The organism is Escherichia sp. WS2035 (genome assembly GCF_046487065.1).
GTDB classification, from domain to species: Bacteria; Pseudomonadota; Gammaproteobacteria; order Enterobacterales; family Enterobacteriaceae; genus Escherichia; species Escherichia coli.
Window position 1 is genome coordinate 194,444 of sequence record NZ_JBJQKD010000003.1, and the last position, 26,551, is coordinate 220,994.

Consider the following 26,551-nt stretch of genomic DNA (forward strand, 5'->3'; position numbering starts at 1 on the left):
GATATGTCATCGGCAACTTTGGGTCTTTTTTGAAATGGATTTTTATGAACAATAAAAACACGTTTACCGGGGATACATTATCCCACGCAATTAAAAATGCCCTGTCTGGCGTAGTGTGTTCGCTACTCTTCGTTTTACCTGCCCATGCAGTGGAATTCAACGTTGATATGATTGATGTTGAAGACCGTGAGAATATCGACATCTCTCGTTTTGAGAAAAAAGGCTATATCCCCCCAGGCAGATACCTCGCTCGTGTGCAAATAAATAAAAATATGTTGCCACAAGCGTTAATACTGGAATGGGTAAAAGCCGATAATGAAAGTGGTTCGTTACTCTGCTTAACCAAAGAAGATCTGACTAGTTTCGGTCTTAATACGGAATTTATTGAATCATTGCAAACCATAGCTGGCAGAGAATGTCTCGATTTAAGCCAACGTCAGGAGTTAACGACACGGCTTGATAAAGCTACGATGATATTATCGCTAAGTGTTCCCCAGGCGTGGTTAAAATACCAGGCAACAAACTGGACGCCACCAGAGTTTTGGGATACCGGTATCGCCGGGTTTATCCTTGATTACAATGTGTACGCCAGCCAATATGCCCCACATCATGGAGACAGCACCCAAAACGTCAGCTCCTATGGTACGTTAGGCTTTAACCTCGGCGCATGGCGCTTACGTAGCGATTACCAATATAATCAGAATTTTGCTGATGGACGCTCGGTAAACCGCGACAGCGAATTTGCGCGAACTTATCTGTTTCGCCCTATCCCCTCCTGGTCGTCAAAATTCACTATGGGCCAGTACGACCTGAGCTCCAATCTTTACGATACCTTCCACTTTACTGGCGCATCGCTGGAAAGTGATGAAAGCATGCTGCCGCCAGATTTACAGGGTTATGCGCCACAAATTACCGGCATCGCGCAGACCAACGCGAAAGTAACTGTGGCACAAAATGGTCGTGTACTTTATCAAACCACTGTCGCGCCAGGCCCTTTTACTATTTCTGATTTGGGGCAATCGTTTCAGGGGCAGCTGGATGTCACAGTGGAAGAAGAAGATGGCCGCACCAGCACCTTCCAGGTTGGATCCGCATCCATTCCCTATTTAACCCGTAAAGGGCAAGTGCGCTATAAAACGTCGCTGGGAAAACCGACATCCGTCGGGCATAACGATATCAATAATCCCTTTTTCTGGACGGCGGAAGCCTCCTGGGGCTGGTTGAACAATGTGTCGCTGTATGGTGGCGGCATGTTCACCGCTGATGATTATCAGGCTATCACTACCGGTATTGGCTTTAATCTTAACCAATTCGGTTCGCTTTCTTTTGATGTCACCGGAGCAGACGCGTCTTTGCAGAAACAAAATAGCGACAATCTGCGTGGTTACAGCTATCGCTTCAACTATGCAAAGCATTTCGAATCGACAGGTAGTCAGATTACCTTCGCGGGTTATCGCTTCTCAGATAAAGATTACGTGTCGATGAGTGAGTACCTAAGCTCGCGTAATGGCGATGAGTCAATTGATAATGAAAAAGAGAGTTATGTCATTTCCTTGAACCAGTACTTTGAAACACTGGAATTAAACTCTTATCTCAACGTTACACGCAATACTTATTGGGACAGCGCCAGCAATACCAACTACTCCGTATCTGTAAGCAAAAACTTTGATATTGGCGATTTCAAAGGTATCTCTGCATCGCTGGCAGTAAGTCGAATCCGCTGGGATGACGACGAAGAGAATCAATATTACTTCTCTTTCTCTCTACCTTTACAACAAAACCGCAACATCTCCTACAGTATGCAGCGTACGGGAAGCAGTAATACTTCGCAGATGATTTCCTGGTACGATTCATCAGATCGCAACAATATCTGGAATATTTCAGCGTCGGCAACGGACGACAATATACGTGATGGCGAACCAACACTGCGCGGCAGCTACCAGCACTATTCACCGTGGGGACGTCTGAACATTAACGGCAGTGTACAGCCGAATCAGTACAATTCTGTTACCGCAGGCTGGTACGGTTCACTTACCGCTACACGTCATGGTGTCGCCCTTCACGATTATAGCTATGCTGATAACGCCCGCATGATGGTCGATACCGACGGCATCTCCGGCGTTGAAATCAACTCTAACCGAACTGTTACCAACGGGCTGGGCATTGCCGTTGTACCTTCGTTATCGAACTACACCACCTCCATGTTGCGGGTGAACAATAACGATCTGCCAGAAGGTGTCGATGTCGAAAACTCGGTTATTCGTACTACGCTCACCCAGGGTGCCATCGGCTACGCAAAACTGAATGCCACCACCGGATACCAAATCGTCGGCGTTATTCGTCAGGAAAATGGCCGCTTCCCTCCACTAGGTGTGAATGTCACGGATAAAGCGACAGGTAAAGATGTGGGCCTGGTCGCGGAAGACGGCTTCGTTTATCTCAGCGGTATTCAGGAAAACAGTATTCTGCATTTAACCTGGGGTGATAATACCTGTGAAGTCACGCCGCCAAACCAAAGTAACATTAGCGAAAGCGCAATAATTTTACCTTGTAAAACAGTCAAATAATTCAGGATGAATATAATGAAATCACCATTAATCACAACAGGAATGATTTGTTTACTGGGGATCTGCAATTTTGCCCAGGCGACTGTCTCCCCCGACAGGACACGTATCATTTTTAATGCTTCGAATAAAAGCGCAACGGTCCGTCTGACTAACCAAAGTAAAATCGATCCCTATCTGGCTCAGTCGTGGATTGAAGATGCCAGCGGTAAAAAAACGCGTGGTTACATATCAACACTGCCGCCGATGGAACGTATTGAGCCGGATGAACAGGTACAAATTCGCCTGATGGCGCTGGCCTCATTAAACAACTTACCGCAGGACAGAGAAACGCTGTTCTACTATAACGTGCGGGAAATTCCGCCTCGCACTAAAGAACAGAATGTGATGCAAATCGCCATGCAGAGTCGACTGAAATTATTCTGGCGTCCGAAAGCAATCGAATTAAAAGAAGGGCAGATGGTGCCTTTACAAAAAGTCACAATAACACGGACCGCTGCAGGGCTGACACTCAATAATCCAACGCCTTATCACATCACCGTCGGGTATATCGGTACTAACGGCAAGACACTGATGCCCGGTGCAGACAGCATTATGGTGACTCCGTTTGCTTCTGCAACTCAATACTTGAACAACTTGCCCTCAACTTTCCAGTTAGGCTTTGTTGCTGACTATGGTGGACTGGAGATGTTTAAAGTCGAATGTAATTCCGTCCAATCCCTCTGCCAAAGCTCTCCTGCTAAGAAGGGAAAAATATGATTACGCTTTTCCGTTTACTGGCGATTCTTTGCCTTTTTTATAACGTTTCAGTTTATGCTGTAAATTGCTATCAGGATCAAAGAGGTGGTAATACACAAATACGTGGTACTTTACCTTCCTTCAGAATTCCAGAAAACGCCCAGCCGGGACAAAAAATTTGGGAAAGCGATGACGTTAATGTTACGGTATATTGTGATAACGCGACAGGATGGAGAGCTGATGATCCCGCAGAAAATATTTATGCCTGGATTAAAATGCCGGCTATAAATAGTGCAGACATTTTGAATAACCCATACCTGACATTCGGTGTAACCTATAATGGTGTGGACTATGAAGATAGCGATGTAGGAATTGATACTTTCGCCTGTCTGGATAAGTATGAACAGTATTATGGTGGTATTTATCATGATCCAGTTTGTAATGGCAGCACCCTACAAAAAAATGTCACGTTTAATGCCCGTTTTCGCGCATATGTGAAATTTAAAGCACGTCCAGCAGTGGATCAAACCTGGGATTTTGGCGTGGTAAATGTTCTGCAATTTGATGGTGAAGGTGGTGCTAACTTAGCAGCAGATAATAAAAATCTACGTTATATTATTGATGGATTAAATAATATTTTATTTCTTGATTGTAGTGTCGATGTCCGTATTTTTCCAGAAAGCCAGATCGTTAATTTCGGGCAAATCTCTGCAAACTCTATTGCTACTTATCGACCCAAAGCTGCATTTAGCGTATCTACTATAAAAGATGTTGCTGCCGACTGTACCGAGCAATTTGATGTTGTCACCAGTTTTTATACGACAGATACGTTACATGATGATACGCATCTGGAAATGGGTAATGGTTTGTTAATGCGTATTACTGATCAAAAAACACAAGAAGACATTAAGTTTAATAAGTACAAACGCTTCACCACATATATTCCAGGTCAGACTGGAGCGATGGTTACCCGTGATTACCAGGCTGAACTTTCACAAAAACCGGGGGAGACTCTCGTTTATGGGCCTTTCAAAAAAGATCTCATCGTAAAAATAAACTATAACTGAACAGCAAAATGCCGGGAACACCCCGGCATTTTCATATTTAGTATTTCACGTCATTAGCTGGCTTTACGCTCATGTGCCTGACGGTATGCCACCAGGTCTTCAATAGTCACGAGCGCCATATTGTGTTTATTCGCAAACTCAATGCACTCTGGTGCACGCGCCATCGTGCCATCGTCATTAGTCAGCTCACACAGCACACCAGCTGGTTTAAAGCCTGCCAGCGTCATCAGATCGATAGTCGCTTCAGTATGACCGCCACGCGTCAGTACACCACCTGCCTGCGCGCGAAGTGGGAAAACGTGGCCTGGGCGATTCAGATCTGAAGGTTTTGCGCCATCGGCAATCGCTGCGCGAACGGTCGTAATACGGTCAGCGGCAGAAACACCGGTAGTCACACCTTCAGCTGCTTCAATGGTCACGGTAAAACCGGTGCCATAGGCGCTGGTGTTATTTTCTACCATCATTGGCAGATCGAGTTGTTTACGGCGATCGTCAGTAATGCACAGGCAAACAATACCACTCCCGTGGCGAATGGTCAGCGCCATCTGCTCAACGGTCATGGTTTCTGCCGGGAAGATCATATCGCCTTCGTTTTCACGGTCTTCATCATCAAGCACCATCACACCGCGTCCTTCACGCAGCGCAGCCAGTGCATTTTCAACACGTTCGAAAGGCGTACCAAAAGAGGAAAGTAGCGTCTGATTCATGGTAAAAAAACCTCACTAAAATTATGGTTACCAGAATCAGGGCAGTCTTAGGAGTGGCGGCATATAGCCAAAATAACGTGAGCGGGTCCATGCCCGACAGAATCGTTACTCTCTCCCATCCGGACTCTAACCGTCGGCCCCGGAATTACACCGGATCTGCTGTCCTTTGAGTTCGCACCCAAAGCGCTCGCGGGCTTTCAACTGAGTTGATTTACCGCCGGTGGGGAATTTCGCCCCGCCCTGAGAATAAGCGGATTCACTATAACGCTAATGATTAGCGCCAGCAACGCATAGCTTCACATAATTCTGGTTTATGACTTACCCTTATCGCACTACAATGGCACTCAACACCTATCAGTACAGGGAAACTACAATGATTGACCCGAAAAAAATTGAGCAAATCGCTCGCCAGGTTCACGAATCAATGCCTAAAGGAATCAGGGAGTTCGGGGAAGATGTGGAGAAAAAAATCCGCCAAACCCTACAAGCGCAGCTGACGCGTCTCGATCTGGTAAGCCGCGAAGAATTCGACGTTCAGACGCAAGTCCTGTTACGGACTCGTGAAAAACTGGCGTTACTGGAGCAGCGCATCAGCGAACTGGAAGCGCGCAATAATCCGGCAGCAGAACTTCAATCTCCTCCGGCTATCCCGCCAGTTGATAAAGCAGAATAAAGCACCACAAAAACGGGCCAGACGGCCCGTAATATCAGTGTTCTAATTCAAGTTCTCTGGTTTGCATCATCTGTTGGCAATACCAGGCATAACGTGCGCAAAACCAGGTTCTATGTTCTTCATCCATGTTACCAGTAACGGCCAGAATATCGACCGGGCGACCTTCTGCGTGCATTCTGGCAAAACTACGCGCGAGAAAATCGAAATTATTTAAAGAATTAAGACTATGATCCATAAGCACATCCTCCGGTTATTGCATACCTTTTAAGGCCATATGCTTTTTCTGATTTCAGTATTCCCCAATTAGTGTAGTGCCTTTAAACATAACGTGCGTAAATATATTGTCCCCGATCACACTTTTTAGTGAAAAATAAAAAAACCATATTAAAAGACTTTCTCTTCCAGAACTTCTCAAACATGTGTTATTATTAACAAAGATAAAAGTAATCAAGGAAACTATTCCAAAGTAAATATTGCGTCACTAAATGGACATTGGAGTGACATATGATTTTATTCGCCGACTATAACACCCCTTATCTTTTCGCTATTTCCTTTGTACTCTTGATCGGCCTTTTAGAAATTTTTGCACTTATCTGCGGTCACATGCTCTCCGGTGCTCTTGATGCACATCTTGACCATTATGATTCCATAACCACAGGTCATATTAGCCAGGCACTTCATTATCTCAATATTGGAAGATTGCCAGCTCTCGTCGTCCTCTGCTTACTCGCTGGTTTTTTTGGTCTTATTGGCATCCTGTTGCAACATGCCTGCGTTACGCTCTGGCAATCACCACTCCCCAACCTGTTCGTGGTTCCTGTCAGTTTACTGTTTACAATTATTGCAGTGCATTATACCGGTAAAGTCGTTGCACCCTGGATTCCACGCGACCATAGTTCAGCTATTACAGAAGAAGAATATGTTGGTAGCATGGCATTAATTACCGGCCATCAAGCCACTTCAGGTAACCCCTGCGAAGGAAAACTCACCGATCAATTTGGCCAAATACATTATTTGCTACTGGAGCCTGAAGAAGGAAAAACTTTCACTAAAGGAGACAAAGTGTTAATTATTTGCCGACTTTCTGCAACGCGATATTTGGCGGAAAATAATCCCTGGCCCCAGATATTGTGATTTATTAATCAAAAGGAAATTTAATAATGGATGATATCGTTAATTCTGTGCCCTCCTGGATGTTTACCGCGATTATCGCCGTATGCATTCTGTTTATTATTGGAATTATTTTCGCCAGGCTCTATCGTCGCGCTTCGGCAGAGCAAGCATTTGTTCGTACTGGTTTAAGTGGGCAAAAAGTGGTGATGAGCGGTGGCGCAATCGTGATGCCGATCTTTCATGAAATAATTCCCATCAATATGAATACCCTGAAGCTGGAAGTCAGCCGCTCAACCATTGATAGCCTGATTACGAAAGATCGTATGCGCGTCGATGTCGTGGTTGCTTTCTTTGTGCGGGTAAAACCTTCAGTAGAAGGGATTGCCACCGCCGCCCAGACGCTGGGGCAACGCACCCTGTCGCCTGAAGACTTACGTATGCTGGTGGAAGATAAATTTGTCGATGCCCTCCGTGCAACAGCGGCACAAATGACCATGCATGAGTTACAGGATACCCGCGAGAACTTCGTGCAGGGAGTACAAAATACCGTAGCTGAAGATCTGTCGAAAAATGGCCTGGAACTGGAAAGCGTTTCACTTACCAACTTTAACCAGACCTCGAAAGAACATTTCAATCCGAACAATGCCTTTGACGCCGAAGGTTTAACCAAACTGACTCAGGAGACGGAGCGCCGTCGTCGCGAACGTAACGAAGTTGAACAGGATGTGGAAGTCGCAGTGCGTGAGAAAAACCGTGATGCACTTTCGCGCAAGTTGGAGATTGAACAACAAGAAGCGTTTATGACGCTTGAGCAGGAGCAGCAGGTTAAAACCCGTACCGCTGAGCAGAATGCGAAAATTGCGGCTTTTGAAGCTGAACGTCGTCGTGAAGCAGAGCAGACGCGAATTCTGGCTGAACGACAGATTCAGGAAACGGAAATCGACCGCGAACAGGCCGTCCGCTCAAGAAAGGTTGAGGCCGAACGTGAAGTTCGCATTAAAGAGATCGAACAGCAGCAGGTCACCGAAATCGCTAACCAGACGAAATCGATCGCTATTGCCGCCAAATCGGAACAACAGTCCCAGGCAGAAGCGCGTGCTAACCTTGCACTCGCAGAAGCAGTAAGCGCCCAACAAAACGTAGAAACCACTCGCCAGACTGCCGAAGCCGATCGTGCTAAACAAGTGGCGTTGATCGCCGCAGCGCAGGATGCAGAAACCAAAGCGGTTGAACTGACCGTGCGGGCGAAAGCAGAAAAAGAAGCCGCAGAAATGCAGGCGGCGGCTATCGTTGAGTTAGCCGAAGCTACACGTAAAAAGGGTCTGGCGGAAGCAGAAGCACAACGTGCGCTGAACGATGCTATCAACGTACTTTCTGATGAACAAACCAGCCTTAAATTCAAACTGGCATTATTGCAGGCGCTGCCTGCGGTAATTGAGAAATCCGTTGAGCCTATGAAGTCTATCGACGGCATCAAAATTATTCAGGTCGATGGTCTGAATCGTGGCGGCGCTACGGGTGATGCAAACACGGGTAATGTGGGGGGCGGAAACCTGGCAGAACAAGCGTTATCAGCCGCACTCTCTTACCGCACACAGGCACCGCTGATTGACTCCTTGCTCAATGAAATTGGCGTTTCAGGCGGCTCACTGGCGGCATTGACTTCATCCTTAAGCTCAACAACTCCCGTCGAAGAAAAAGCAGAGTAAACCCTCTTCTATGAATAATCCCTGGCCCAAAAAGCCGGGGATTTTTTATATCTGCGTTCCGCTAAAAGGTGCAAATGATCAGGCTGTTGCAGCATTTTGCGTGACTGCTCGGGGAAGGCAAAACTGCCTCTGGGAAAGCGTTGCGCGGGGTCCGGCGCTCATCAACAATCGGGGAGTCAGCAAGGGGCTGAAACGGGAAAGCCCCTCCCGAGGAAGGGGCCTTATAGAAGGAAAGGGTTATGATGAAGTTCGTCATCATACTGGTTGTGTTGTTACTGTTAAGTTTCCCGACTTACTAACAACTCATCAGAGGGGGGAGAAATCCTCCCTTACCCTTGTTCCTTTACTTTAGGTTGAAAAAACAACAGCGTCAATAGACCTGCCTGCTACGAAGCGAGATCTGTGAACCGCTTTCCAGTTAGCCTTTTTTATCCAGTTGGATCTTCTTGATGATGTTGGTCGTCGAGCAACCGTCTTCAAAGTTGAGCACCAGCACTTCGCCACCGTTGGCCCAGACTTCTTTACTCCCGGCAATCTCTTCTGGTTTATAGTCGCCGCCTTTCACCAGCAGATCTGGCAAGATCCCGGCGATCAAGCGCTGCGGTGTGTCCTCTTCAAACGACACCACCCAGTCGACCGCTTCCAGTGCGCCCAGCACAATCATACGCTGTTCGAGCGGGTTAACGGGGCGGGAATCCCCTTTCAGCCGTTTGGTGGAGGCATCGCTGTTCACAGCGACAATCAAACGGTCACCCAGTTTACGGGCATTTGCCAGATAAGAGACGTGCCCGGCGTGCAGGATGTCAAAGACACCGTTGGTCATCACCACTTTTTCACCGCGTTTACGCGCTGCCGCTACAGCAAGCTTCAGTTCCTCTTCGGTCATCACACCAAAGCCGGTATCTGCACGTCCACGTACTGCGTTTTCCAGCTCGATCGGCGAAACCGTGGATGTCCCCAGTTTGCCGACCACCACACCAGCCGCCGCATTGGCAAAGAAGCAGGCTTCTTCCAGCGAATTACCCGCTGCCAGCGTTGCCGCCAGGACGCCAATCACCGTGTCGCCCGCACCGGTAACGTCATACACTTCCTGCGCCTGGGTTGGCATATGCAGCGGCGCTTTACCCGGTTGCAGCAGCGACATACCCTGTTCGGAACGGGTCACTAACAGAGCCGAGAGTTCGTAATCGGCAATCAGTTTCATGCCGCGCTCAACAATCTCTTCTTCGGTCTTACATTTACCGACAACAGCTTCAAATTCCGAGAGATTCGGCGTTAACAGCGTAGCGCCGCGGTAGCGCTCAAAATCGGTACCTTTTGGATCAATCAGCACCGGAACACCCGCTTTACGCGCCAGTTGGATCATCTGCTGTATGCTTGCCAGCGCACCTTTGGCGTAGTCAGAAAGCACCAGCGCGCCAATCGAACTCAGTGCCTGATTAATCCGCTCGTGCAGCGGCTGCGGATCAACCCCTTCGAAACCTTCTTCGAAATCCAGACGGATCAGCTGTTGGTTACGGGAAAGTACCCGTAATTTGGTGATAGTCGGATGCGTCGGTACAGAAACAAAGTCGCATTTAACGTTGACGTCGGCCAGAGATTTACTGAGCGCGCGCGCCGCATCGTCAATGCCCGTCAACCCGACCAGGCGTGCATTAGCACCGAGAGAAGCGATATTCATCGCCACGTTAGCCGCGCCGCCCGGACGTTCTTCGATGGTATTCACTTTAACCACGGGTACCGGCGCTTCCGGCGAGATACGGCTGGTGGGACCGTACCAGTAACGATCCAGCATCACATCACCAACCACCATCACTCCTGCACGTTCAAACTCTGGCAGCGTTACTTTCATTCCTGTCTCCTGAGAGATTCAAAATTTGCGCGCGATAATACCATACTTCATTCTTCCACCAGCCACTTCTGCCAGCTTGCCCGCACCAGTTCACGCTCTGCGGTGAAGCAATCCTCCGACACATGGCCCGGCAATTCCTGTAATGCCAGATGATGAAGTTCATCGCGCAGCGTCGTGTAAGCACGGGTCAGCGCCATCGCTTCCTGCTCTTCCATAATGTCGTTTTGCGCCAGTAGTTCCAGAATGCGCACGTTGTCTGACCAGCGCGTTAACTTCGGTTTTTCGTGAGCGTAGCGCAACACCAGATATTGAGTAATAAATTCGATATCGGTAATTCCGCCTTCATCGGCTTTGATATCAAAGCGATCGCGATGTTTATTGCCGAGATGGGCACGCATTTTCTCGCGCATTTCCCGCACTTCTGTTTGCAGGGTTTTGCCTTCGCGCGGCAGCGTCATAATCTCCCGGCGTACTGCGTCAAAGTGCGCGGTGAGCTGCGGATCGCCGTACACTACACGCGCACGCACCAGCGCCTGATGCTCCCACGTCCAGGCCTCGTTTTTCTGATAATCAGCAAATGCTTCTGCGGATGTCACCAGCATTCCCGCCGCCCCGGACGGACGCAGTCGTGCATCCACTTCATACAAAATGCCGGAAGAGGTTCGCGTACTGAACAGATGCATAATGCGTTGCGCCAGACGCAGATAAAACTGTCGCCCGTCGATTTCCCGCTCGCCGTCAGTCATCGCATCCATTGGGCAATCATGGAGGAAGATCAGGTCAAGATCGGAACTGTAGCCTAACTCCCAGCCACCCAGCTTGCCGTAGCCGACCACCGCAAAACCACGCCCTTCGCGTTCGTTCAGGTGATTTGGCTTACCGTAGCGGGCAACCATTTGAACCCACGCCTGCTGAACGACGGCATCAATCATGGCTTCTGCCAGCCAGGTTAAGTGATCGCTCACTTTCATTACCGGTAGCGTACCGGCGATATCCGCTGCCGCAATGCGTAACAGCTGCGCCTGTTTGAACTGACGCAGCGCCTCAAGCTGTTGTTCTTCGTCATCTTCCGGCACGCGCAGCAAATACTGGCGCAGTTCATCACGGTAGGCATCCGTCGCCGTTGGTTGGTAGAGGGTATTTGGATCGAGCAATTCATCCAGCAATAATGGATAACGCGCTAGCTGGCTGGCAATCATCGGCGATGCAGCACACAGAGAAATCAAATGCTTAAGCGCCGCAGGGAATTCACTAAGCAGCTCAAGATAAGTGGTGCGAGTAACAATCCCCACCAGCAAGGCGGTAATGCGCGACAGCGTGACAGCAGCGTCTTCACGCGCACAGACATCACTTAGCAGATGTGGCATCAGATGGTCGAGCACCTGACGTCCTCGCGGCCCGATGGTGCGCTTATCCAGCTCTTTGCGGAAATCAGCAATCAGCATTAGCACCTGTTTGCGATCATCCTCGCTAAGATGCGCCAGCACTGGCGTGGTGTCATCTTCCTGCAACGCATCCTGCCACAGCTCACGCCACTGTTCCGACAGCGACTCTTCCTGAGTTTCACTTTCGTCGTCGCCAATCAATTCATTAAACACCCGGCGCACATTGGCCATATGTGCGGTCAGCACCCCGGTCAATTGCGGCCAGTCAGCAAAGTCCATCGCCCACGCCAGCCGCGCACGGTTAAGCTCATCAGAAGGAAGCGTCTGGGTTTGTTCGTCGTTAATGCTTTGCAGCAGGTTTTCCAGACGCCGCAGGAACAGATACGCCACTCGCAATTGTTCAGCATCGTTTTCAGAAAGCAGATGCAGCGCGGCAATGGCGCTGAGCGTTGGCAGTAAAGAGCGCGATTGCAGCGACGGTTCGCGCCCGCCGCGAATGAGCTGGAACACCTGGACGATAAATTCAATTTCGCGAATGCCGCCTGCGCCAAGTTTGATGTTGTCGGTCAAACCGCGTCGACGCACTTCACGGGCAATCATTCCTTTCATGTTGCGCAGCGACTGAATCACGCTGAAATCGATGTAACGACGGAAAACAAACGGGCGCAGCAACGCACGCAACTCGTTAGCATAGACGCCGTCGCTATCCCCCATAATCCGCGCCTTGACCATCGCGTAACGCTCCCAGTCGCGCCCCTGCTCCTGGTAATAATCTTCCAGCGCCGCAAAGCTCAGCACCAGCGGGCCACTTTCCCCAAACGGACGCAGCCGCATATCCACGCGATAGACGAAGCCATCCTGCGTTGGTTGATCCAGTACTTTAATCAGCCGCTGCCCCATGCGGGTAAAAAACTGCGCGTTATCCAGTTCCCGGCGTCCGCCCTGGGTACAACCATGTTCCGGCCAGGCAAAAATCAGATCGATATCTGAGGAGAAATTCAATTCCCCGCCGCCCAGCTTACCCATGCCTAAAATCAGCAGCGGTTGCGCTTCGCCCTGCGCATTGCACGGCGTTCCCCATTCGCGGCAGCAGGCGTCATACAGCCAGTCACGCGCCGCAACAATCAGCGTCTCCGCCAGATGGCTGAGCTGCTGCAATATGCTCTCTTCAGTAACCAGTGCCAGCGTTTGCGCCCAGGCGATGCGCACCATAATGCGCCGCCGGAATAGCCGCAGCTCGCGCATTAACCCAGCCTCGTCACTCACATTACTGAGCGCCTCCTGCAACCATGCAGCGTAATGCTGCCATTCGTCGGCCTGCGGCGGTTGGCTTTCCAGTTCCGTCAGCCACTCTGGATGCGCAATCACGCTGTCCTGCACAAAATCACTGAAAGTAAGTACTGACTTCGCCTGTGCGCTAAGTGATTCCTCGGCTAAAGGCTCTGGCAGCCGCTCAACAACGGTCTGCCAGTACTGCTGTAACGGTGAAGAGAGCGGCTTCATAAGCGATTTTATCCTTGCCTGATTAACGTTTTCCGCTGTGCAACCAGAACGGTTCCTGATTGTTTGCCTCATTACGGAAATGTTCAATTTCAATGCGTTGCCCGGTCGCAATAGCGTGACGCAGCCCCTGCCAGTTCTCCAGCCAGTCTTGCGCGACGACAGGATCGTAGTAACCCGCCAGCAACAGTATTGAGTCAATATCACGCGTCAGGCGTGGCAATTGGTCACGGTAGCGATCGCCTAACGGCTGGCAGAAAACGCTTTTCAGTTCAGCGGCATGGCGGGAAAGATGGATATCGGCAAAGCGTTTGAAGGAATCGCTCATTTTACTCTGCGCTTTGGCATCTAAAAACGGCTGCCAGGCTTTGCTTACCAGCCATTCGGTCAACGCCAGCTTCGCCATTGCCGTTTCGGTAGAGTAGACCGCCGTTACGGCAGAAACCGCAGAAGCAATGGTCGCCTCGCATTGAGTCAGCAGATCACGTAAGTGAGTGCTCGCTTTACGCGGCACAATGCCACCGAACAGCATCAGTGTATGACGAACCAGGCCAATGGCTGCCAGCACCTGCTCTTTCGCCGCATCGTTGCCGCGTACCCACAGTTCTTCATGATACTGCCATTGCGCTAACGCCAGCTCGAGCGCCGCTTCCAGCCCCTGTTCCACATCAGCTTTTGCCGCAACATGCAAAATGGTGGTCGGTTTGATTTCACGCGCCGGATTGCCCTGCGCCAGATGATAGCCACGCGCTGCTTTGCTCAGGCTGCCCTGGCGTAATCCGGTTTGCGATACCAGTTGGTTCGCCAGTTTCAGCACCGCACGCATGTCGCCGCTAAGCAGTTCCAGTTCCAGCTCACAGATAGGTTCAGCAAATTCACCCGCTTTCACCTCACCCTGATCGAGAGCGATTTCAATTCGGCTGCCATCGACCTCTACTAGCCATTTTTCGCGATAAAAATCGGTGCTAAACAGCGGCTGCACGCGGGAAGCGAGATCGGTAGGCAATTCGCCGTTCGGCCAGACTTCCGTCGGTAACTGCGCCAGGTCGAGCGTCGGTTCGCTCAACGCCACGTTATATTCCGGGCGCTGGTGTAAGCCGCCTGTCACTCTTCCTGCAACTTTCATGGTCATCTCATAGCGACCGTTTTCGCCACGAATACGCAAGCCCATGTCGTGCCCACGCAGCCAATTATCCGGCGTTTCGTAGTAAATATTCAGCAACTGCACGGGGTCATGGTGCTCGCCGCCCAGCGTATTGAGATGGTCACGCAGCGCCTCAACGGCACTGTGATTAACAATAAACTTTAATTCGATTTCCTGAGCCATGGCCTTTACTTACTGGTTATGTCACATAAGTGACGATGAACGGCGAACTTAATGCGATCTTTTTTGTCAGTAGATAGTATTTTGCGCCAAATTGCCATGCAACGGGCAATTTGACGGGCGTAAAAGTTTGAAGCAGTGGCAAGACCTGACACAGAGGATTCCGATTGATGTCGAATGCTTTGCGTAGCGACACTGATGCCACTACTATCGTTCCACTTTCCATGACAATAACGACAGCCTGATGCCAAAATTACGCCTGATCGGATTAACTTTACTCGCACTTAGCGCGACTGCCGTCTCACACGCTGAAGAAACGCGCTATGTTTCCGACGAACTGAATACCTGGGTCCGTAGCGGTCCGGGAGATCATTATCGCCTCGTGGGCACGGTTAACGCCGGCGAGGAAGTGACCTTATTACAAACTGACGCCAACACCAATTATGCCCAGGTGAAAGACAGCTCTGGCCGTACTGCCTGGATCCCGTTGAAACAACTTAGCACTGAACCAAGCCTGCGCTCCCGTGTGCCAGATCTGGAAAATCAGGTCAAAACTCTGACCGATAAACTCACCAATATCGATAACACCTGGAATCAGCGCACCGCAGAAATGCAGCAAAAAGTGGCGCAGAGTGACAGCGTGATCAACAGGTTAAAAGAAGAAAATCAGAAACTGAAAAACGAGCTGATTGTCGCGCAGAAAAAGGTCGATGCCGCCAGCGTACAGTTGGATGACAAACAGCGCACCATCATCATGCAGTGGTTTATGTATGGCGGTGGCGTGCTGGGGCTTGGCTTGCTGCTTGGTCTGGTACTGCCGCACCTGATCCCAAGCCGCAAACGCAAAGATCGCTGGATGAACTAAATCGCCTTCTTCGTTGCACTGTCTTATTATTAGGAATTGTGTATTTGACGAAGGGATGATGGCGTGAAGATTTATCTGGTCGGTGGTGCTGTTCGGGATGCATTGTTAGGGCTACCGGTCAAAGACAGAGATTGGGTGGTGGTCGGCAGTACGCCACAGGAGATGCTCGACGCGGGCTACCAGCAGGTAGGCCGCGATTTTCCTGTGTTTCTGCATCCGCAAACGCATGAAGAGTATGCACTGGCACGTACCGAACGGAAATCTGGTTCCGGTTACACCGGTTTTACCTGCTATGCCGCACCGGATGTCTCGCTGGAAGATGATCTTAAGCGTCGCGATCTGACCATTAATGCGCTGGCCCAGGACGATAACGGCGAGATTATCGACCCGTACAACGGTCTGGGCGATCTGCAAAATCGTCTGTTGCGCCATGTTTCCCCCGCTTTTGGCGAAGATCCGTTACGCGTGTTGCGCGTAGCGCGTTTTGCTGCGCGTTATGCCCACCTCAGTTTCCGTATTGCCGATGAAACTCTGGCGCTGATGCGCGAGATGACCCATGCGGGTGAACTGGAACACCTGACGCCTGAACGGGTATGGAAAGAGACGGAAAGCGCCCTCACCACCCGCAATCCCCAGGTGTTCTTCCAGGTACTGCGCGATTGCGGCGCACTGCGCGTTTTATTCCCGGAAATTGACTCCCTGTTTGGCGTTCCGGCCCCTGCCAGGTGGCACCCGGAAATCGACACGGGTATTCATACCTTAATGACGCTCTCAATGGCGGCGATGCTGAGTCCGCAGGTCGATGTTCGTTTCGCAACGTTATGCCACGATCTCGGTAAAGGACTGACGCCGCCAGAACTTTGGCCACGTCATCATGGTCATGGCCCGGCGGGTGTGAAGTTAGTGGAACAACTATGCCAGCGTCTGCGCGTGCCAAATGAAATTCGCGATTTAGCCAGACTGGTAGCTGAGTTTCACGATCTCATCCACACCTTTCCAATGCTGAACCCGAAAACCATTGTTAAATTGTTTGATTCCATTGACGCCTGGCGTAAACCGCAGCGTGTCGAGCAACTGGCGCTGACCAGCGAGGCTGACGTGCGCGGCAGAACCGGTTTTGAATCAGCGGACTACCCGCAAGGCCGCTGGTTGCGCGAAGCCTGGGAAGTGGCGCAGTCAGTGCCGACAAAAGCCGTCGTTGAAGCAGGATTTAAAGGTGTGGAGATTCGTGAGGAGCTGACCCGACGGCGGATTGCGGCGGTAGCCAGCTGGAAGGAACAACGTTGCCCAAAGCCTGATTAACTTTTTAAATTCAGTATATTGCAGAAATCCCTTAGGTCGGATAAGACGCACAAGCGTCATATCCGACACTATCTCTCAATCAAAAGAACACGACGTACACCGCAGCCGCCACAATAAAGCGATAAATGGCGAACGGGATAAACGAAATGCGCTTAATCAATTGCAGGAAGGTTTTAATCGCTATCAGCGCCACCACAAAAGCGGTGATAAACCCAACGGCAAACATCGGGATATCGCCGGTAGTCAGGAAGCCCCAGCTTTTGTAGAGATCGAGCGCCGTTGCGCCCATCATCATCGGCACCGCCAGCAGGAACGAGAACTCGGAAGCAGCGTAACGGCTCACCCCCATCAGCATCCCACCTGAAATGGTCGCCCCGGAACGGGAGAAACCCGGCCACAGCGCCAGACACTGGAAACAGCCAATCATAAACGCCTGACGATAGGTCATATCATCAAGACCCGGCGCACGCGGCTCTTTCGGCTTCAGGCATTCGGCAGCAATCAGCAACAGACCGCCAACGACCAGTGCATACATGACATTTATCGGGTTAAACAATGATTTAATCGTGTCGTGGAACAACAGCCCCAGTACCACCGCCGGAATCATCCCCAGCAAAATGTGGATCAGCGTTAAACGACCTTTGTTTTCTCCTTCGTGCTGCAACGGGCGGCCAAAGTGGATGCCAATCAGGCCAAACAGACGCCGCCAGAACATCACTACTACCGCCAGAATTGATCCTAACTGGATCACGACTTCAAAGGTTTTCGCCGTGTCGCCCTCAAACCCCAACAAGTGACCGACAATAATCATATGGCCCGTGCTGGATACCGGCAGAAATTCTGTCAATCCTTCGACCACACCCAATATTGCCGCTATCAGCAGCGAGTGCATATCGCTCATCAATAAACCCCTAAATTATAAAAATGTAACGCTTGTCCGAACTACTGCAGTATGACCAGGTTATAATCGTTTGGTTTAACAGCTGTAAAATTAATTATTTTCTTTCAGATTATTGCCACGCTCAATGATTACGCCAACATTCGCCGCCCGCGCCACTGCGCCTGGCTTGCTGAGTTTGATACGCACCCACGGCGAGTTGAAGCGTGCTAACAGCAGTTCCGCCACCTCTTCAGCCACGCGTTCCACCAGCGCAAAACGCGCCCCCTCGACGTGGCTGACCACCGTTTCTGCAATGTCAGCGTAACTGAGGCAATCCGCCACATCATCACTTTTCGCCGCTTTACGGTTATCCCACGCCATTTCGATATCGAACACTAACTTCTGTTCGATGGTCTGTTCCCAGTCGTAAACACCAATAGTGGTGATTACCGAAAGTTGCTCTATAAATACAATATCCATCACGTCCTGCCTGCTTTTTGGCTAACCGGATACCACTTCCGGCGAAATGTGCGTATTATCCACAGATTCATCGTTGAACACGAATTTTCAAAACGGAACAGCTTATGAGTGCAATCGCGCCTGGAATGATCCTCATCGCGTACCTCTGCGGCTCCATTTCCAGTGCCATTCTGGTTTGCCGCTTGTGTGGGTTACCCGATCCGCGAACCAGCGGCTCCGGCAATCCAGGCGCAACCAATGTGTTACGTATCGGTGGCAAGGGAGCAGCCGTAGCAGTACTGATTTTCGACGTTCTGAAAGGAATGTTGCCCGTCTGGGGCGCGTATGAATTAGGTGTCAGCCCCTTCTGGCTAGGCTTAATTGCCATCGCCGCCTGTCTTGGACACATCTGGCCCGTTTTCTTCGGTTTTAAAGGAGGAAAAGGCGTTGCTACCGCTTTTGGTGCCATCGCACCAATTGGCTGGGATCTCACTGGAGTAATGGCGGGAACCTGGTTACTGACCGTGCTATTGAGTGGTTACTCGTCGCTGGGAGCGATTGTCAGTGCACTGATTGCTCCGTTTTATGTCTGGTGGTTTAAGCCACAATTCACCTTCCCGGTTTCGATGCTCTCTTGCCTGATCCTGCTGCGTCATCATGACAACATCCAGCGTCTGTGGCGTCGCCAGGAGACAAAAATCTGGACGAAATTCAAAAGAAAGCGCGAAAAGGATCCCGAGTGATTTCTGGTGGATCTACATGACCTGATAGCCTTCGTCGGGCTTGCCCAGCCGTTGCTGGCACCATGCCGCCAGAAATTCCACACAGACACGTAATTTCATGCTGCGATAGAGCGGCTCCCGGTAAACAGCCCAGATATTGGCGCTTTGTGCATACTCCGGCAATACTCGCACCAGTTTGCCACTCTCCAGAAACGGCAACACATCCCACTCGGAACGCAGCATAATCCCTTTGCCCTCCAGCGCCCATTGCAACACAATCTCGCCGCTATTGGAGGAAAGATGTCCGCTTACCTTCACCGATTTTTTCTCCTGACCGTTCCCCAACTCCCATATTCCGTGGGTCATATCGCGCTCTTTGGTCACCAGGCAGTCATGACGACTTAATTCCTGTAAGGATTGTGGCTGCGGATATTTTTGCAGATACTCAGGTGCTGCGCATAATATTCTTTTATTTTTTGTCAAAAGATGCGCAATATAATAATCAGGAATTGCGTCATTAATACGAATATCCAGATCAATATTATCCTGCACTAAATCAATTTGTCGATCGAACAATTCAAAATGCACCTGTAACTCAGGATAATTGCGCATCAGTTCGGTAATAGCTGGCGCAATATGGCTGCGCCCAAAACCAAAACTGCAACCAATGCGGATCATCCCCTCCGGGCGCGTTTTGATTTGCGTGACGTCATCGACCAGTCGCTGATATTGGGTGAGGATTTCCAGCGCATGTTCGTAACAACGTTGGCCACTTTCAGTCAGCGCCACGCAGCGAGCGGAGCGGTTCAGCAGCGTTGTTGCCAGCGTATTTTCAAGGATTTGGATCCGCTTGGTGACAAATGCAGGCGTTTGCCCAAGCGTCGCCGCTGCAGCACTAAAACTCCCGCTATGGACGATTTCCACCAGTACCTGCAAGTCTTTGGCTAAAGGCCAGCTATTTAGCATTGTTAAATATCCGCAGTTTTGATAAACGCAGTGTATTTCGCAAAACATTACCATTCCCTGCTCTGGCGCAATATTCGTTCTTATTTTCGCGTTGATTCACGAACTGTTAATTACATATTCACGGTGGCAAAAAATATAAAACCACATTTTTAGTGGTAGTTTGTGGCGGTGAATTTTTCCAGACAAATACATAAACTGGAGTTGCCATGATGAGCGAAAGTAATAAGCAACAGGCAGTGAATAAGTTGACGGAGATTGTCGCTAACTTTACCGCCATGATTTCTACCCGAATGCCTGATGACGTGGTGGATAAACTAAAACAGCTAAAGGATGCCGAAACATCGTCGATGGGAAAAATCATCTACCACACGATGTTCGATAACATGCAAAAAGCGATCGACCTGAATCGTCCTGCCTGTCAGGACACCGGCGAAATCATGTTTTTTGTTAAGGTCGGTTCCCGTTTCCCACTGCTTGGCGAGCTGCAAAGCATACTCAAACAAGCCGTGGAAGAGGCAACCGTCAAAGCGCCACTGCGTCACAATGCGGTAGAAATTTTTGACGAAGTAAACACCGGCAAAAATACCGGCAGCGGCGTACCGTGGGTCACCTGGGATATCGTCCCCGACGGTGACGATGCGGAAATCGAAGTTTACATGGCAGGCGGCGGCTGCACGCTACCTGGCCGATCGAAAGTGTTAATGCCGTCAGAAGGCTACGAAGGCGTAGTGAAATTCGTCTTCGAAAATATCTCCACCCTCGCCGTAAACGCCTGTCCGCCGGTACTGGTGGGCGTTGGCATCGCTACCTCGGTGGAAACCGCCGCAGTGCTCTCGCGAAAAGCCATTTTGCGCCCGATTGGCAGCCGCCACCCCAATCCGAAAGCGGCAGAGCTGGAGCTACGCCTGGAAGAAGGACTCAACCGTTTGGGGATTGGTCCACAAGGGCTGACTGGCAACAGTTCAGTGATGGGCGTGCATATCGAATCTGCCGCTCGCCATCCGTCAACCATCGGCGTTGCTGTTTCTACCGGCTGCTGGGCGCATCGTCGCGGCACACTGCTGGTTCATGCCGATCTCACCTTTGAAAATCTGTCTCACACCCGGAGCGCGTTATGAAAAAGATCCTGACAACCCCGATCAAAGCTGAAGATCTGCAAGATATTCGCGTCGGCGATGTGATCTACCTGACCGGTACGCTGGTGACCTGCCGTGACGTTTGTCACCGTCGCTTGATCGAACTGAAACGTCCGATCCCTTACGATCTCAACGGCAAAGCGATTTTCCACGCTGGCCCCATCGTGCGCAAAAACGGCGACAAATGGGAGATGGTATCCGTCGGCCCGACAACCAGTATGCGTATGGAAAGTTTTGAACGTGAATTTATCGAGCAGACCGGCGTGAAACTGGTGGTCGGCAAAGGCGGAATGGGGCCGCTGACCGAAGAAGGCTGCCAGAAATTCAAGGCGCTGCATGTGATTTTCCCGGCTGGCTGTGCGGTACTGGCGGCAACTCAAGTGGAAGAGATTGAAGAAGTGCACTGGACAGAACTCGGGATGCCAGAGTCGCTGTGGGTCTGCCGGGTCAAAGAGTTTGGCCCGCTGATTGTCTCTATAGATACCCACGGCAACAACCTGATAGCCGAAAATAAAAAGCTGTTCGCCGAACGCCGCGATCCCATCGTGGAAGAGATCTGCGAGCACGTCCACTACATCAAATAACCCTCACGGAGAGGCTCGCCCCTCTCCTTTTTCGCAGGCATAACACGATGAAACCTTCCACTGAATGGTGGCGATACCTTGCGCCGCTGGCGGTCATCGCCATTATTGCTCTACTTCCGCTTCCCGCAGGGCTGGAGAGTCATACCTGGCTCTACTTTGCCGTTTTTACTGGCGTGATCGTTGGACTGATCCTCGAACCCGTGCCGGGTGCCGTGGTGGCGATGGTGGGTATATCCATCATCGCCATTCTTTCGCCGTGGCTGCTGTTTAGCCCGGAGCAGCTCGCCCAGCCAGGTTTTAAGTTCACCGCCAAATCCCTCTCCTGGGCGGTTTCTGGTTTTTCTAATTCAGTTATCTGGCTTATTTTCGCCGCCTTTATGTTTGGTACGGGCTATGAAAAAACCGGGCTTGGACGTCGCATCGCGCTGATTCTGGTGAAAAAAATGGGGCATCGCACGCTGTTTCTCGGCTATGCAGTGATGTTCTCCGAGCTGATACTCGCGCCTGTAACACCGTCCAACTCGGCGCGTGGTGCGGGGATTATCTATCCCATCATCCGTAACCTGCCACCGCTCTATCAATCACAACCAAACGACAGCAGTTCGCGCAGCATTGGCTCGTACATCATGTGGATGGGGATTGTTGCCGACTGCGTGACCAGCGCCATTTTCCTGACGGCGATGGCTCCAAATTTGCTGTTAATTGGACTGATGAAAAGCGCATCTCACGCCATGCTAAGCTGGGGCGACTGGTTCCTCGGGATGTTGCCGCTCAGCATTTTACTGGTTTTGCTGGTTCCCTGGCTGGCTTACGTGCTGTACCCGCCGGTACTGAAGTCTGGCGATCAGGTGCCGCGCTGGGCAGAGACGGAACTGCAGGCAATGGGCCCGCTCTGTTCGCGTGAAAAACGGATGCTGGGGCTGATGGTAGGCGCACTGGTGTTGTGGATTTTTGGCGGTGATTATATCGATGCCGCGATGGTCGGTTACAGCGTGGTGGCGCTGATGCTGCTTCTGCGCATTATCAGTTGGGACGACATTGTCAGTAATAAAGCGGCGTGGAACGTTTTCTTCTGGCTGGCCTCGCTTATCACCCTCGCTACCGGACTCAACAACACCGGTTTTATTAGCTGGTTTGGCAAACTGTTAGCAGGCAGCTTAAGCGGTTATTCGCCAACGATAGTGATGGTGGCGTTGATTGTGGTCTTTTATCTGCTGCGCTACTTTTTTGCCAGCGCCACAGCGTATACCTCCGCTCTCGCACCGATGATGATTGCCGCCGCGCTGGCGATGCCGGAAATCCCGCTGCCGGTGTTCTGCCTGATGGTTGGTGCGGCAATTGGTCTGGGGAGCATTCTTACACCATACGCCACCGGACCCAGTCCGATTTACTACGGCAGTGGTTATCTGCCAACGGCGGATTACTGGCGACTGGGGGCGATTTTTGGGCTGATATTCCTCGTATTGCTGGTGATTACCGGCTTACTGTGGATGCCCGTGGTGTTGCTTTAAGTGAGGACGGTGCCGGAAATTGCTCTCCGGCACCCAATAGTTTTACGCGGCCGGTAACTCTGCCAGTGGCCAGCGCGGACGCACACTCACGCCGAGATCCGCCGTCGCGCCTGCTTTAAACCGCACCATTCCGGCATAGGCGATCATCGCACCGTTATCCGTACAAAATTCCGGACGCGCGTAGAACACTTCGCCACGGCGTTTTTTCATCATTTCCGCCAGTTTCGCCCGCAACGTGCGGTTAGCACTCACGCCGCCTGCCATGACCAGTCGCTTAAAGCCCGTCTGATCCAGTGCTCGCTTACACTTAATCATCAACGTATCGACCACTGCATCTTCAAAGGCGCGGGCGATATCGGCACGCGTCTGATCGTCAGTGCCGTTGTCACGTATGGTATTTGCCGCGAAGGTTTTCAGACCAGAAAAGCTGAAATCCAGCCCCGGACGGTCGGTCATCGGACGCGGGAAAACAAAGCGCCCGGCAGTACCCTGAGCCGCCATTTTAGACAGTAACGGTCCGCCAGGATAATCCAGCCCCAGCAGCTTCGCGGTTTTATCAAACGCTTCACCAGCAGCATCATCGATAGACTCGCCGAGCAGCTCGTACTGACCAATGCCAGTCACGCTGATTAACTGCGTATGACCGCCGGAAACCAGCAGCGCGACAAACGGAAATTCCGGTGGGTTATCTTCCAGCATCGGCGCTAACAGATGTCCTTCCATATGATGTACCGGGATTGCCGGAACGTCCCAGGCAAACGCCAGAGAACGCCCCACGGTCGCGCCAACCAGCAGTGCGCCGACTAATCCTGGGCCTGCGGTATAGGCCACAGCATCAATGTCTTTTGCCGTTAAACCAGACTCCTTTAGCGCCTCCTGGATCAACGGTACGGTTTTACGCACGTGATCGCGGGAGGCCAGTTCAGGCACGACGCCGCCGTAGTCAGCGTGCAATTTCACCTGACTATACAATTGGTTGGCTAACAAACCTTTTTCATCGTCGTAAATGGCGATGCCGGTTTCATCGCAGGAAGTTTCAATACCCAGTACACGCATGACTTGTTTTACCTCGCTTTATTACCGCGCAGTGTAGGACCAATGCGGGTTGATGTAAAACTTTGTTCGCCCCTGGAGAAAGCCTCGTGTATACTCCTCACCCTTATAAAAGTCCCTTTCAAAAAAGGCCGCGGTGCTTTACAAAGCAGCAGCAATTGCAGTAAAATTCCGCACCATTTTGAAATAAGCTGGCGTTGATGCCAGCGGCAAACCGAATTAATCAAAGGTGAGAGGCACATGCCGGTAATTAAAGTACGTGAAAACGAGCCGTTCGACGTAGCTCTGCGTCGCTTCAAGCGTTCCTGCGAAAAAGCAGGTGTTCTGGCGGAAGTTCGTCGTCGTGAGTTCTATGAAAAACCGACTACCGAACGTAAGCGCGCTAAAGCTTCTGCAGTGAAACGTCACGCGAAGAAACTGGCTCGCGAAAACGCACGCCGCACTCGTCTGTACTAATTCCCCGAGAGCGTTGCTCTCCGATCAGACCGAGTTGTAGTTGTAAGGCCGTGCTTCCGAAAGGAATGCGCGGCTTATTTTCGTTTATGAATTGCTAAAAATCGGGGCCTATGGCTGGACGAATCCCACGCGTATTCATTAATGATCTGCTGGCACGCACTGACATCGTCGATCTGATCGATGCCCGTGTGAAGCTGAAAAAGCAGGGCAAGAATTTCCACGCGTGTTGTCCATTCCACAACGAGAAAACCCCGTCATTCACCGTTAACGGTGAGAAACAGTTTTACCACTGCTTTGGATGTGGCGCGCACGGCAACGCGATCGACTTCCTGATGAACTACGACAAGCTCGAGTTCGTCGAAACGGTCGAAGAGCTGGCAGCAATGCACAATCTTGAAGTGCCATTTGAAGCAGGCAGCGGCCCCAGCCAGATCGAGCGCCATCAGAGGCAAACGCTTTATCAGTTGATGGACGGTCTGAATACGTTTTACCAACAATCTTTACAACAACCTGTTGCCATGTCTGCGCGCCAGTATCTGGAAAAACGCGGATTAAGCCACGAGGTTATCGCTCGCTTTGCGATTGGTTTTGCGCCCCCCGGCTGGGACAACGTCCTGAAGCGGTTTGGCGGCAATCCAGAAAATCGCCAGTCATTGATTGATGCGGGCATGTTGGTCACTAACGATCAGGGGCGCAGTTACGATCGTTTCCGCGAGCGGGTGATGTTCCCCATTCGTGATAAACGCGGTCGGGTGATTGGTTTTGGCGGACGCGTGCTGGGCAACGATACCCCCAAATACCTGAACTCGCCGGAAACGGACATTTTCCATAAAGGCCGCCAGCTTTACGGTCTTTATGAAGCGCAGCAGGATAACGCTGAACCCAATCGTCTGCTTGTGGTCGAAGGCTATATGGACGTGGTGGCGCTGGCGCAATACGGCATTAATTACGCCGTTGCGTCGTTAGGTACGTCAACCACCGCCGATCACATACAACTGTTGTTCCGCGCGACCAACAATGTCATTTGCTGTTATGACGGCGACCGTGCAGGCCGCGATGCCGCCTGGCGAGCGCTGGAAACGGCGTTGCCTTACATGACAGACGGTCGTCAGCTACGCTTTATGTTTTTGCCGGATGGCGAAGACCCTGACACGCTGGTACGAAAAGAAGGTAAAGAAGCGTTTGAAGCGCGGATGGAGCAGGCGATGCCACTCTCCGCATTTCTGTTTAACAGTCTGATGCCGCAAGTTGATCTGAGTACCCCTGACGGGCGCGCACGTTTGAGTACGCTGGCACTGCCACTGATATCGCAAGTGCCGGGCGAAACGCTGCGAATATATCTTCGTCAGGAATTAGGCAACAAATTAGGCATACTTGATGACAGCCAGCTTGAACGATTAATGCCAAAAGCGGCAGAGAGCGGCGTTTCTCGCCCTGTTCCGCAGCTAAAACGCACGACCATGCGTATACTTATAGGGTTGCTGGTGCAAAATCCAGAATTAGCGACGTTGGTCCCGCCGCTTGAGAATCTGGATGAAAATAAGCTCCCTGGACTTGGCTTATTCAGAGAACTGGTCAACACTTGTCTCTCCCAGCCAGGTCTGACCACCGGGCAACTTTTAGAGCACTATCGTGGTACAAATAATGCTGCCACCCTTGAAAAACTGTCGATGTGGGACGATATAGCAGATAAGAATATTGCTGAGCAAACCTTCACCGACTCACTCAACCATATGTTTGATTCGCTGCTTGAACTGCGCCAGGAAGAGTTAATCGCTCGTGAGCGCACGCATGGTTTAAGCAACGAAGAACGCCTGGAGCTCTGGACATTAAACCAGGAGCTGGCGAAAAAGTGATTTAACGGCTTAAGTGCCGAAGAGCGATCGGGAAGCCCCCGACAGCCGCACTGAGAGGCAGCGGCAAATATATAAGTACGCCCTCGTAATTATCGTTGGCGGTAAACAACCGTTGGATTTCAGCGTTAA

At 51.0% G+C, this 26,551-nt stretch carries 24 protein-coding genes and 1 riboswitch; of the genes, 15 read left to right on the forward strand and 9 right to left on the reverse strand.

Features of this window, described 5'->3' with window-relative positions; translation table 11 throughout:
• The first annotated feature begins 44 nt into the window (after positions 1–44).
• From ACJHX4_RS07835 to ACJHX4_RS07845, 3 genes are read left to right on the forward strand one after another with little or no spacing between them, the layout of a single operon-like run.
• Positions 45–2,567: a fimbria/pilus outer membrane usher protein gene (locus ACJHX4_RS07835; protein ID WP_001060691.1), complete on the forward strand. Its 2,523-nt coding sequence runs from the start codon at positions 45–47 to the stop codon at positions 2,565–2,567.
• Between the two features lie 15 nt (positions 2,568–2,582).
• A complete protein-coding gene (locus ACJHX4_RS07840) occupies positions 2,583–3,323 on the forward strand; it encodes a molecular chaperone (RefSeq protein WP_000841836.1) in 741 nt (246 codons plus the stop codon).
• A complete protein-coding gene (locus ACJHX4_RS07845) occupies positions 3,320–4,369 on the forward strand; it encodes a pilus protein (RefSeq protein WP_000631281.1) in 1,050 nt (349 codons plus the stop codon). The genes ACJHX4_RS07840 and ACJHX4_RS07845 overlap by 4 nt, the downstream gene beginning before the upstream one ends.
• A 53-nt stretch (positions 4,370–4,422) precedes the next feature.
• On the opposite strand, the gene ribB is transcribed toward ACJHX4_RS07845, so the two are convergent.
• Complete coding sequence (gene ribB, locus ACJHX4_RS07850; protein WP_001076989.1) at positions 4,423–5,076, reverse strand: 3,4-dihydroxy-2-butanone-4-phosphate synthase; 654 nt, start codon at positions 5,074–5,076, stop codon at positions 4,423–4,425.
• Between the two features lie 103 nt (positions 5,077–5,179).
• A riboswitch (FMN riboswitch) is annotated at positions 5,180–5,328 on the reverse strand.
• 121 nt (positions 5,329–5,449) lie between these two features.
• Between ribB and ubiK the strand changes: the two genes are divergently transcribed.
• The gene (gene ubiK, locus ACJHX4_RS07855; RefSeq protein ID WP_001296423.1) at positions 5,450–5,749 is read left to right on the forward strand and encodes a ubiquinone biosynthesis accessory factor UbiK; all 300 of its coding nucleotides are present in this window, start codon (positions 5,450–5,452) and stop codon (positions 5,747–5,749) included.
• Positions 5,750–5,783: 34 nt separating this feature from the next.
• Here ubiK and glgS read toward each other — a convergent pair whose 3' ends face one another.
• Positions 5,784–5,984, reverse strand: a complete 201-nt coding sequence (glgS, locus tag ACJHX4_RS07860; protein WP_001296424.1) for a cell surface composition regulator GlgS — start codon at positions 5,982–5,984, stop codon at positions 5,784–5,786.
• A gap of 269 nt (positions 5,985–6,253) precedes the next feature.
• On the opposite strand from glgS, the gene ACJHX4_RS07865 reads away from it, so the two are divergent.
• The 3 genes from ACJHX4_RS07865 (at position 6,254) to ibsE (ending at position 8,870) form a co-directional block, all read left to right on the forward strand.
• Complete coding sequence (locus ACJHX4_RS07865) at positions 6,254–6,883, forward strand: OB-fold-containig protein (protein WP_000599932.1); 630 nt, start codon at positions 6,254–6,256, stop codon at positions 6,881–6,883.
• 26 nt (positions 6,884–6,909) lie between these two features.
• Complete coding sequence (locus tag ACJHX4_RS07870) at positions 6,910–8,571, forward strand: flotillin family protein (RefSeq protein WP_001296425.1); 1,662 nt, start codon at positions 6,910–6,912, stop codon at positions 8,569–8,571.
• 239 nt (positions 8,572–8,810) lie between these two features.
• Positions 8,811–8,870: a type I toxin-antitoxin system Ibs family toxin gene (gene ibsE, locus ACJHX4_RS07875; protein WP_001387082.1), complete on the forward strand. Its 60-nt coding sequence runs from the start codon at positions 8,811–8,813 to the stop codon at positions 8,868–8,870.
• 119 nt (positions 8,871–8,989) lie between these two features.
• Here the strand turns inward: ibsE and hldE are convergent, their stop codons facing one another.
• Genes hldE through ygiF form a run of 3 tightly spaced genes read right to left on the reverse strand, consistent with a single transcriptional unit; the run spans position 8,990 to position 14,635 of the window.
• Positions 8,990–10,423: a bifunctional D-glycero-beta-D-manno-heptose-7-phosphate kinase/D-glycero-beta-D-manno-heptose 1-phosphate adenylyltransferase HldE gene (gene hldE / locus ACJHX4_RS07880; protein ID WP_001531980.1), complete on the reverse strand. Its 1,434-nt coding sequence runs from the start codon at positions 10,421–10,423 to the stop codon at positions 8,990–8,992.
• A gap of 47 nt (positions 10,424–10,470) precedes the next feature.
• Entirely contained in the window at positions 10,471–13,311 is a 2,841-nt protein-coding gene (gene glnE, locus ACJHX4_RS07885; protein ID WP_001296426.1) for a bifunctional [glutamate--ammonia ligase]-adenylyl-L-tyrosine phosphorylase/[glutamate--ammonia-ligase] adenylyltransferase, read from the reverse strand.
• Positions 13,312–13,333: 22 nt separating this feature from the next.
• On the reverse strand, positions 13,334–14,635 hold the full coding sequence (gene ygiF / locus ACJHX4_RS07890) for an inorganic triphosphatase (protein ID WP_000046307.1): 1,302 nt from the start codon (positions 14,633–14,635) through the stop codon (positions 13,334–13,336).
• 241 nt (positions 14,636–14,876) lie between these two features.
• Between ygiF and ACJHX4_RS07895 the strand changes: the two genes are divergently transcribed.
• The gene (locus tag ACJHX4_RS07895; RefSeq protein ID WP_001125335.1) at positions 14,877–15,497 is read left to right on the forward strand and encodes a TIGR04211 family SH3 domain-containing protein; all 621 of its coding nucleotides are present in this window, start codon (positions 14,877–14,879) and stop codon (positions 15,495–15,497) included.
• Positions 15,498–15,560: 63 nt separating this feature from the next.
• Positions 15,561–16,799: a fused tRNA nucleotidyltransferase/2',3'-cyclic phosphodiesterase/2' nucleotidase/phosphatase Cca gene (cca, locus tag ACJHX4_RS07900; RefSeq protein ID WP_000708473.1), complete on the forward strand. Its 1,239-nt coding sequence runs from the start codon at positions 15,561–15,563 to the stop codon at positions 16,797–16,799.
• A 79-nt stretch (positions 16,800–16,878) separates the two neighbouring features.
• Here the strand turns inward: cca and bacA are convergent, their stop codons facing one another.
• Together bacA and folB are read right to left on the reverse strand one after the other, a co-directional pair.
• Positions 16,879–17,700 carry an undecaprenyl-diphosphate phosphatase gene (gene bacA / locus ACJHX4_RS07905; RefSeq protein ID WP_001296428.1) on the reverse strand — a complete coding sequence of 274 codons (822 nt, stop codon included), beginning with the start codon at positions 17,698–17,700 and terminating at the stop codon, positions 16,879–16,881.
• Between the two features lie 90 nt (positions 17,701–17,790).
• The gene (gene folB, locus ACJHX4_RS07910; RefSeq protein WP_001295541.1) at positions 17,791–18,159 is read right to left on the reverse strand and encodes a bifunctional dihydroneopterin aldolase/7,8-dihydroneopterin epimerase; all 369 of its coding nucleotides are present in this window, start codon (positions 18,157–18,159) and stop codon (positions 17,791–17,793) included.
• Positions 18,160–18,263: 104 nt separating this feature from the next.
• On the opposite strand from folB, the gene plsY reads away from it, so the two are divergent.
• Positions 18,264–18,881: a glycerol-3-phosphate 1-O-acyltransferase PlsY gene (gene plsY / locus ACJHX4_RS07915; protein WP_001272796.1), complete on the forward strand. Its 618-nt coding sequence runs from the start codon at positions 18,264–18,266 to the stop codon at positions 18,879–18,881.
• A 12-nt stretch (positions 18,882–18,893) separates the two neighbouring features.
• On the opposite strand, the gene ttdR is transcribed toward plsY, so the two are convergent.
• On the reverse strand, positions 18,894–19,826 hold the full coding sequence (gene ttdR / locus ACJHX4_RS07920; RefSeq protein ID WP_001531984.1) for an L-tartrate utilization transcriptional activator TtdR: 933 nt from the start codon (positions 19,824–19,826) through the stop codon (positions 18,894–18,896).
• A 206-nt stretch (positions 19,827–20,032) separates the two neighbouring features.
• On the opposite strand from ttdR, the gene ttdA reads away from it, so the two are divergent.
• The 3 genes from ttdA to ttdT are packed head-to-tail and all read left to right on the forward strand — an operon-like array spanning position 20,033 to position 23,057.
• A complete protein-coding gene (gene ttdA / locus ACJHX4_RS07925) occupies positions 20,033–20,944 on the forward strand; it encodes a L(+)-tartrate dehydratase subunit alpha (RefSeq protein WP_000986806.1) in 912 nt (303 codons plus the stop codon).
• Complete coding sequence (gene ttdB, locus ACJHX4_RS07930; protein WP_000722957.1) at positions 20,941–21,546, forward strand: L(+)-tartrate dehydratase subunit beta; 606 nt, start codon at positions 20,941–20,943, stop codon at positions 21,544–21,546. The genes ttdA and ttdB overlap by 4 nt, the downstream gene beginning before the upstream one ends.
• Positions 21,547–21,593: 47 nt before the next feature.
• A complete protein-coding gene (ttdT, locus tag ACJHX4_RS07935) occupies positions 21,594–23,057 on the forward strand; it encodes an L-tartrate/succinate antiporter (protein ID WP_000804948.1) in 1,464 nt (487 codons plus the stop codon).
• A gap of 42 nt (positions 23,058–23,099) precedes the next feature.
• On the opposite strand, the gene tsaD is transcribed toward ttdT, so the two are convergent.
• A complete protein-coding gene (gene tsaD / locus ACJHX4_RS07940; RefSeq protein WP_001264377.1) occupies positions 23,100–24,113 on the reverse strand; it encodes a tRNA (adenosine(37)-N6)-threonylcarbamoyltransferase complex transferase subunit TsaD in 1,014 nt (337 codons plus the stop codon).
• Between the two features lie 237 nt (positions 24,114–24,350).
• Between tsaD and rpsU the strand changes: the two genes are divergently transcribed.
• Positions 24,351–24,566 (forward strand): 30S ribosomal protein S21, encoded by a 216-nt coding sequence (gene rpsU / locus ACJHX4_RS07945; protein ID WP_001144069.1) that lies wholly within the window; start codon positions 24,351–24,353, stop codon positions 24,564–24,566.
• Between the two features lie 110 nt (positions 24,567–24,676).
• Positions 24,677–26,422 carry a DNA primase gene (gene dnaG / locus ACJHX4_RS07950; RefSeq protein WP_000918810.1) on the forward strand — a complete coding sequence of 582 codons (1,746 nt, stop codon included), beginning with the start codon at positions 24,677–24,679 and terminating at the stop codon, positions 26,420–26,422.
• Positions 26,423–26,551 lie beyond the last annotated feature (129 nt).

Bases quoted from the DNA above. Each gene is read 5' to 3' on its own strand.
- ACJHX4_RS07835 (WP_001060691.1), top strand. From the start codon at position 45: ATGAACAATAAAAACACGTTTACCGGGGATACATTATCCCACGCAATT.
- ACJHX4_RS07840 (WP_000841836.1), top strand. From the start codon at position 2,583: ATGAAATCACCATTAATCACAACAGGAATGATTTGTTTACTGGGGATC.
- ACJHX4_RS07845 (WP_000631281.1), top strand. From the start codon at position 3,320: ATGATTACGCTTTTCCGTTTACTGGCGATTCTTTGCCTTTTTTATAAC.
- ribB (WP_001076989.1), bottom strand. From the start codon at position 5,076: ATGAATCAGACGCTACTTTCCTCTTTTGGTACGCCTTTCGAACGTGTT.
- ubiK (WP_001296423.1), top strand. From the start codon at position 5,450: ATGATTGACCCGAAAAAAATTGAGCAAATCGCTCGCCAGGTTCACGAA.
- glgS (WP_001296424.1), bottom strand. From the start codon at position 5,984: ATGGATCATAGTCTTAATTCTTTAAATAATTTCGATTTTCTCGCGCGT.
- ACJHX4_RS07865 (WP_000599932.1), top strand. From the start codon at position 6,254: ATGATTTTATTCGCCGACTATAACACCCCTTATCTTTTCGCTATTTCC.
- ACJHX4_RS07870 (WP_001296425.1), top strand. From the start codon at position 6,910: ATGGATGATATCGTTAATTCTGTGCCCTCCTGGATGTTTACCGCGATT.
- hldE (WP_001531980.1), bottom strand. From the start codon at position 10,423: ATGAAAGTAACGCTGCCAGAGTTTGAACGTGCAGGAGTGATGGTGGTT.
- glnE (WP_001296426.1), bottom strand. From the start codon at position 13,311: ATGAAGCCGCTCTCTTCACCGTTACAGCAGTACTGGCAGACCGTTGTT.
- ygiF (WP_000046307.1), bottom strand. From the start codon at position 14,635: ATGGCTCAGGAAATCGAATTAAAGTTTATTGTTAATCACAGTGCCGTT.
- ACJHX4_RS07895 (WP_001125335.1), top strand. From the start codon at position 14,877: ATGCCAAAATTACGCCTGATCGGATTAACTTTACTCGCACTTAGCGCG.
- bacA (WP_001296428.1), bottom strand. From the start codon at position 17,700: ATGAGCGATATGCACTCGCTGCTGATAGCGGCAATATTGGGTGTGGTC.
- folB (WP_001295541.1), bottom strand. From the start codon at position 18,159: ATGGATATTGTATTTATAGAGCAACTTTCGGTAATCACCACTATTGGT.
- plsY (WP_001272796.1), top strand. From the start codon at position 18,264: ATGAGTGCAATCGCGCCTGGAATGATCCTCATCGCGTACCTCTGCGGC.
- ttdR (WP_001531984.1), bottom strand. From the start codon at position 19,826: ATGCTAAATAGCTGGCCTTTAGCCAAAGACTTGCAGGTACTGGTGGAA.
- ttdA (WP_000986806.1), top strand. From the start codon at position 20,033: ATGATGAGCGAAAGTAATAAGCAACAGGCAGTGAATAAGTTGACGGAG.
- ttdB (WP_000722957.1), top strand. From the start codon at position 20,941: ATGAAAAAGATCCTGACAACCCCGATCAAAGCTGAAGATCTGCAAGAT.
- ttdT (WP_000804948.1), top strand. From the start codon at position 21,594: ATGAAACCTTCCACTGAATGGTGGCGATACCTTGCGCCGCTGGCGGTC.
- tsaD (WP_001264377.1), bottom strand. From the start codon at position 24,113: ATGCGTGTACTGGGTATTGAAACTTCCTGCGATGAAACCGGCATCGCC.
- rpsU (WP_001144069.1), top strand. From the start codon at position 24,351: ATGCCGGTAATTAAAGTACGTGAAAACGAGCCGTTCGACGTAGCTCTG.
- dnaG (WP_000918810.1), top strand. From the start codon at position 24,677: ATGGCTGGACGAATCCCACGCGTATTCATTAATGATCTGCTGGCACGC.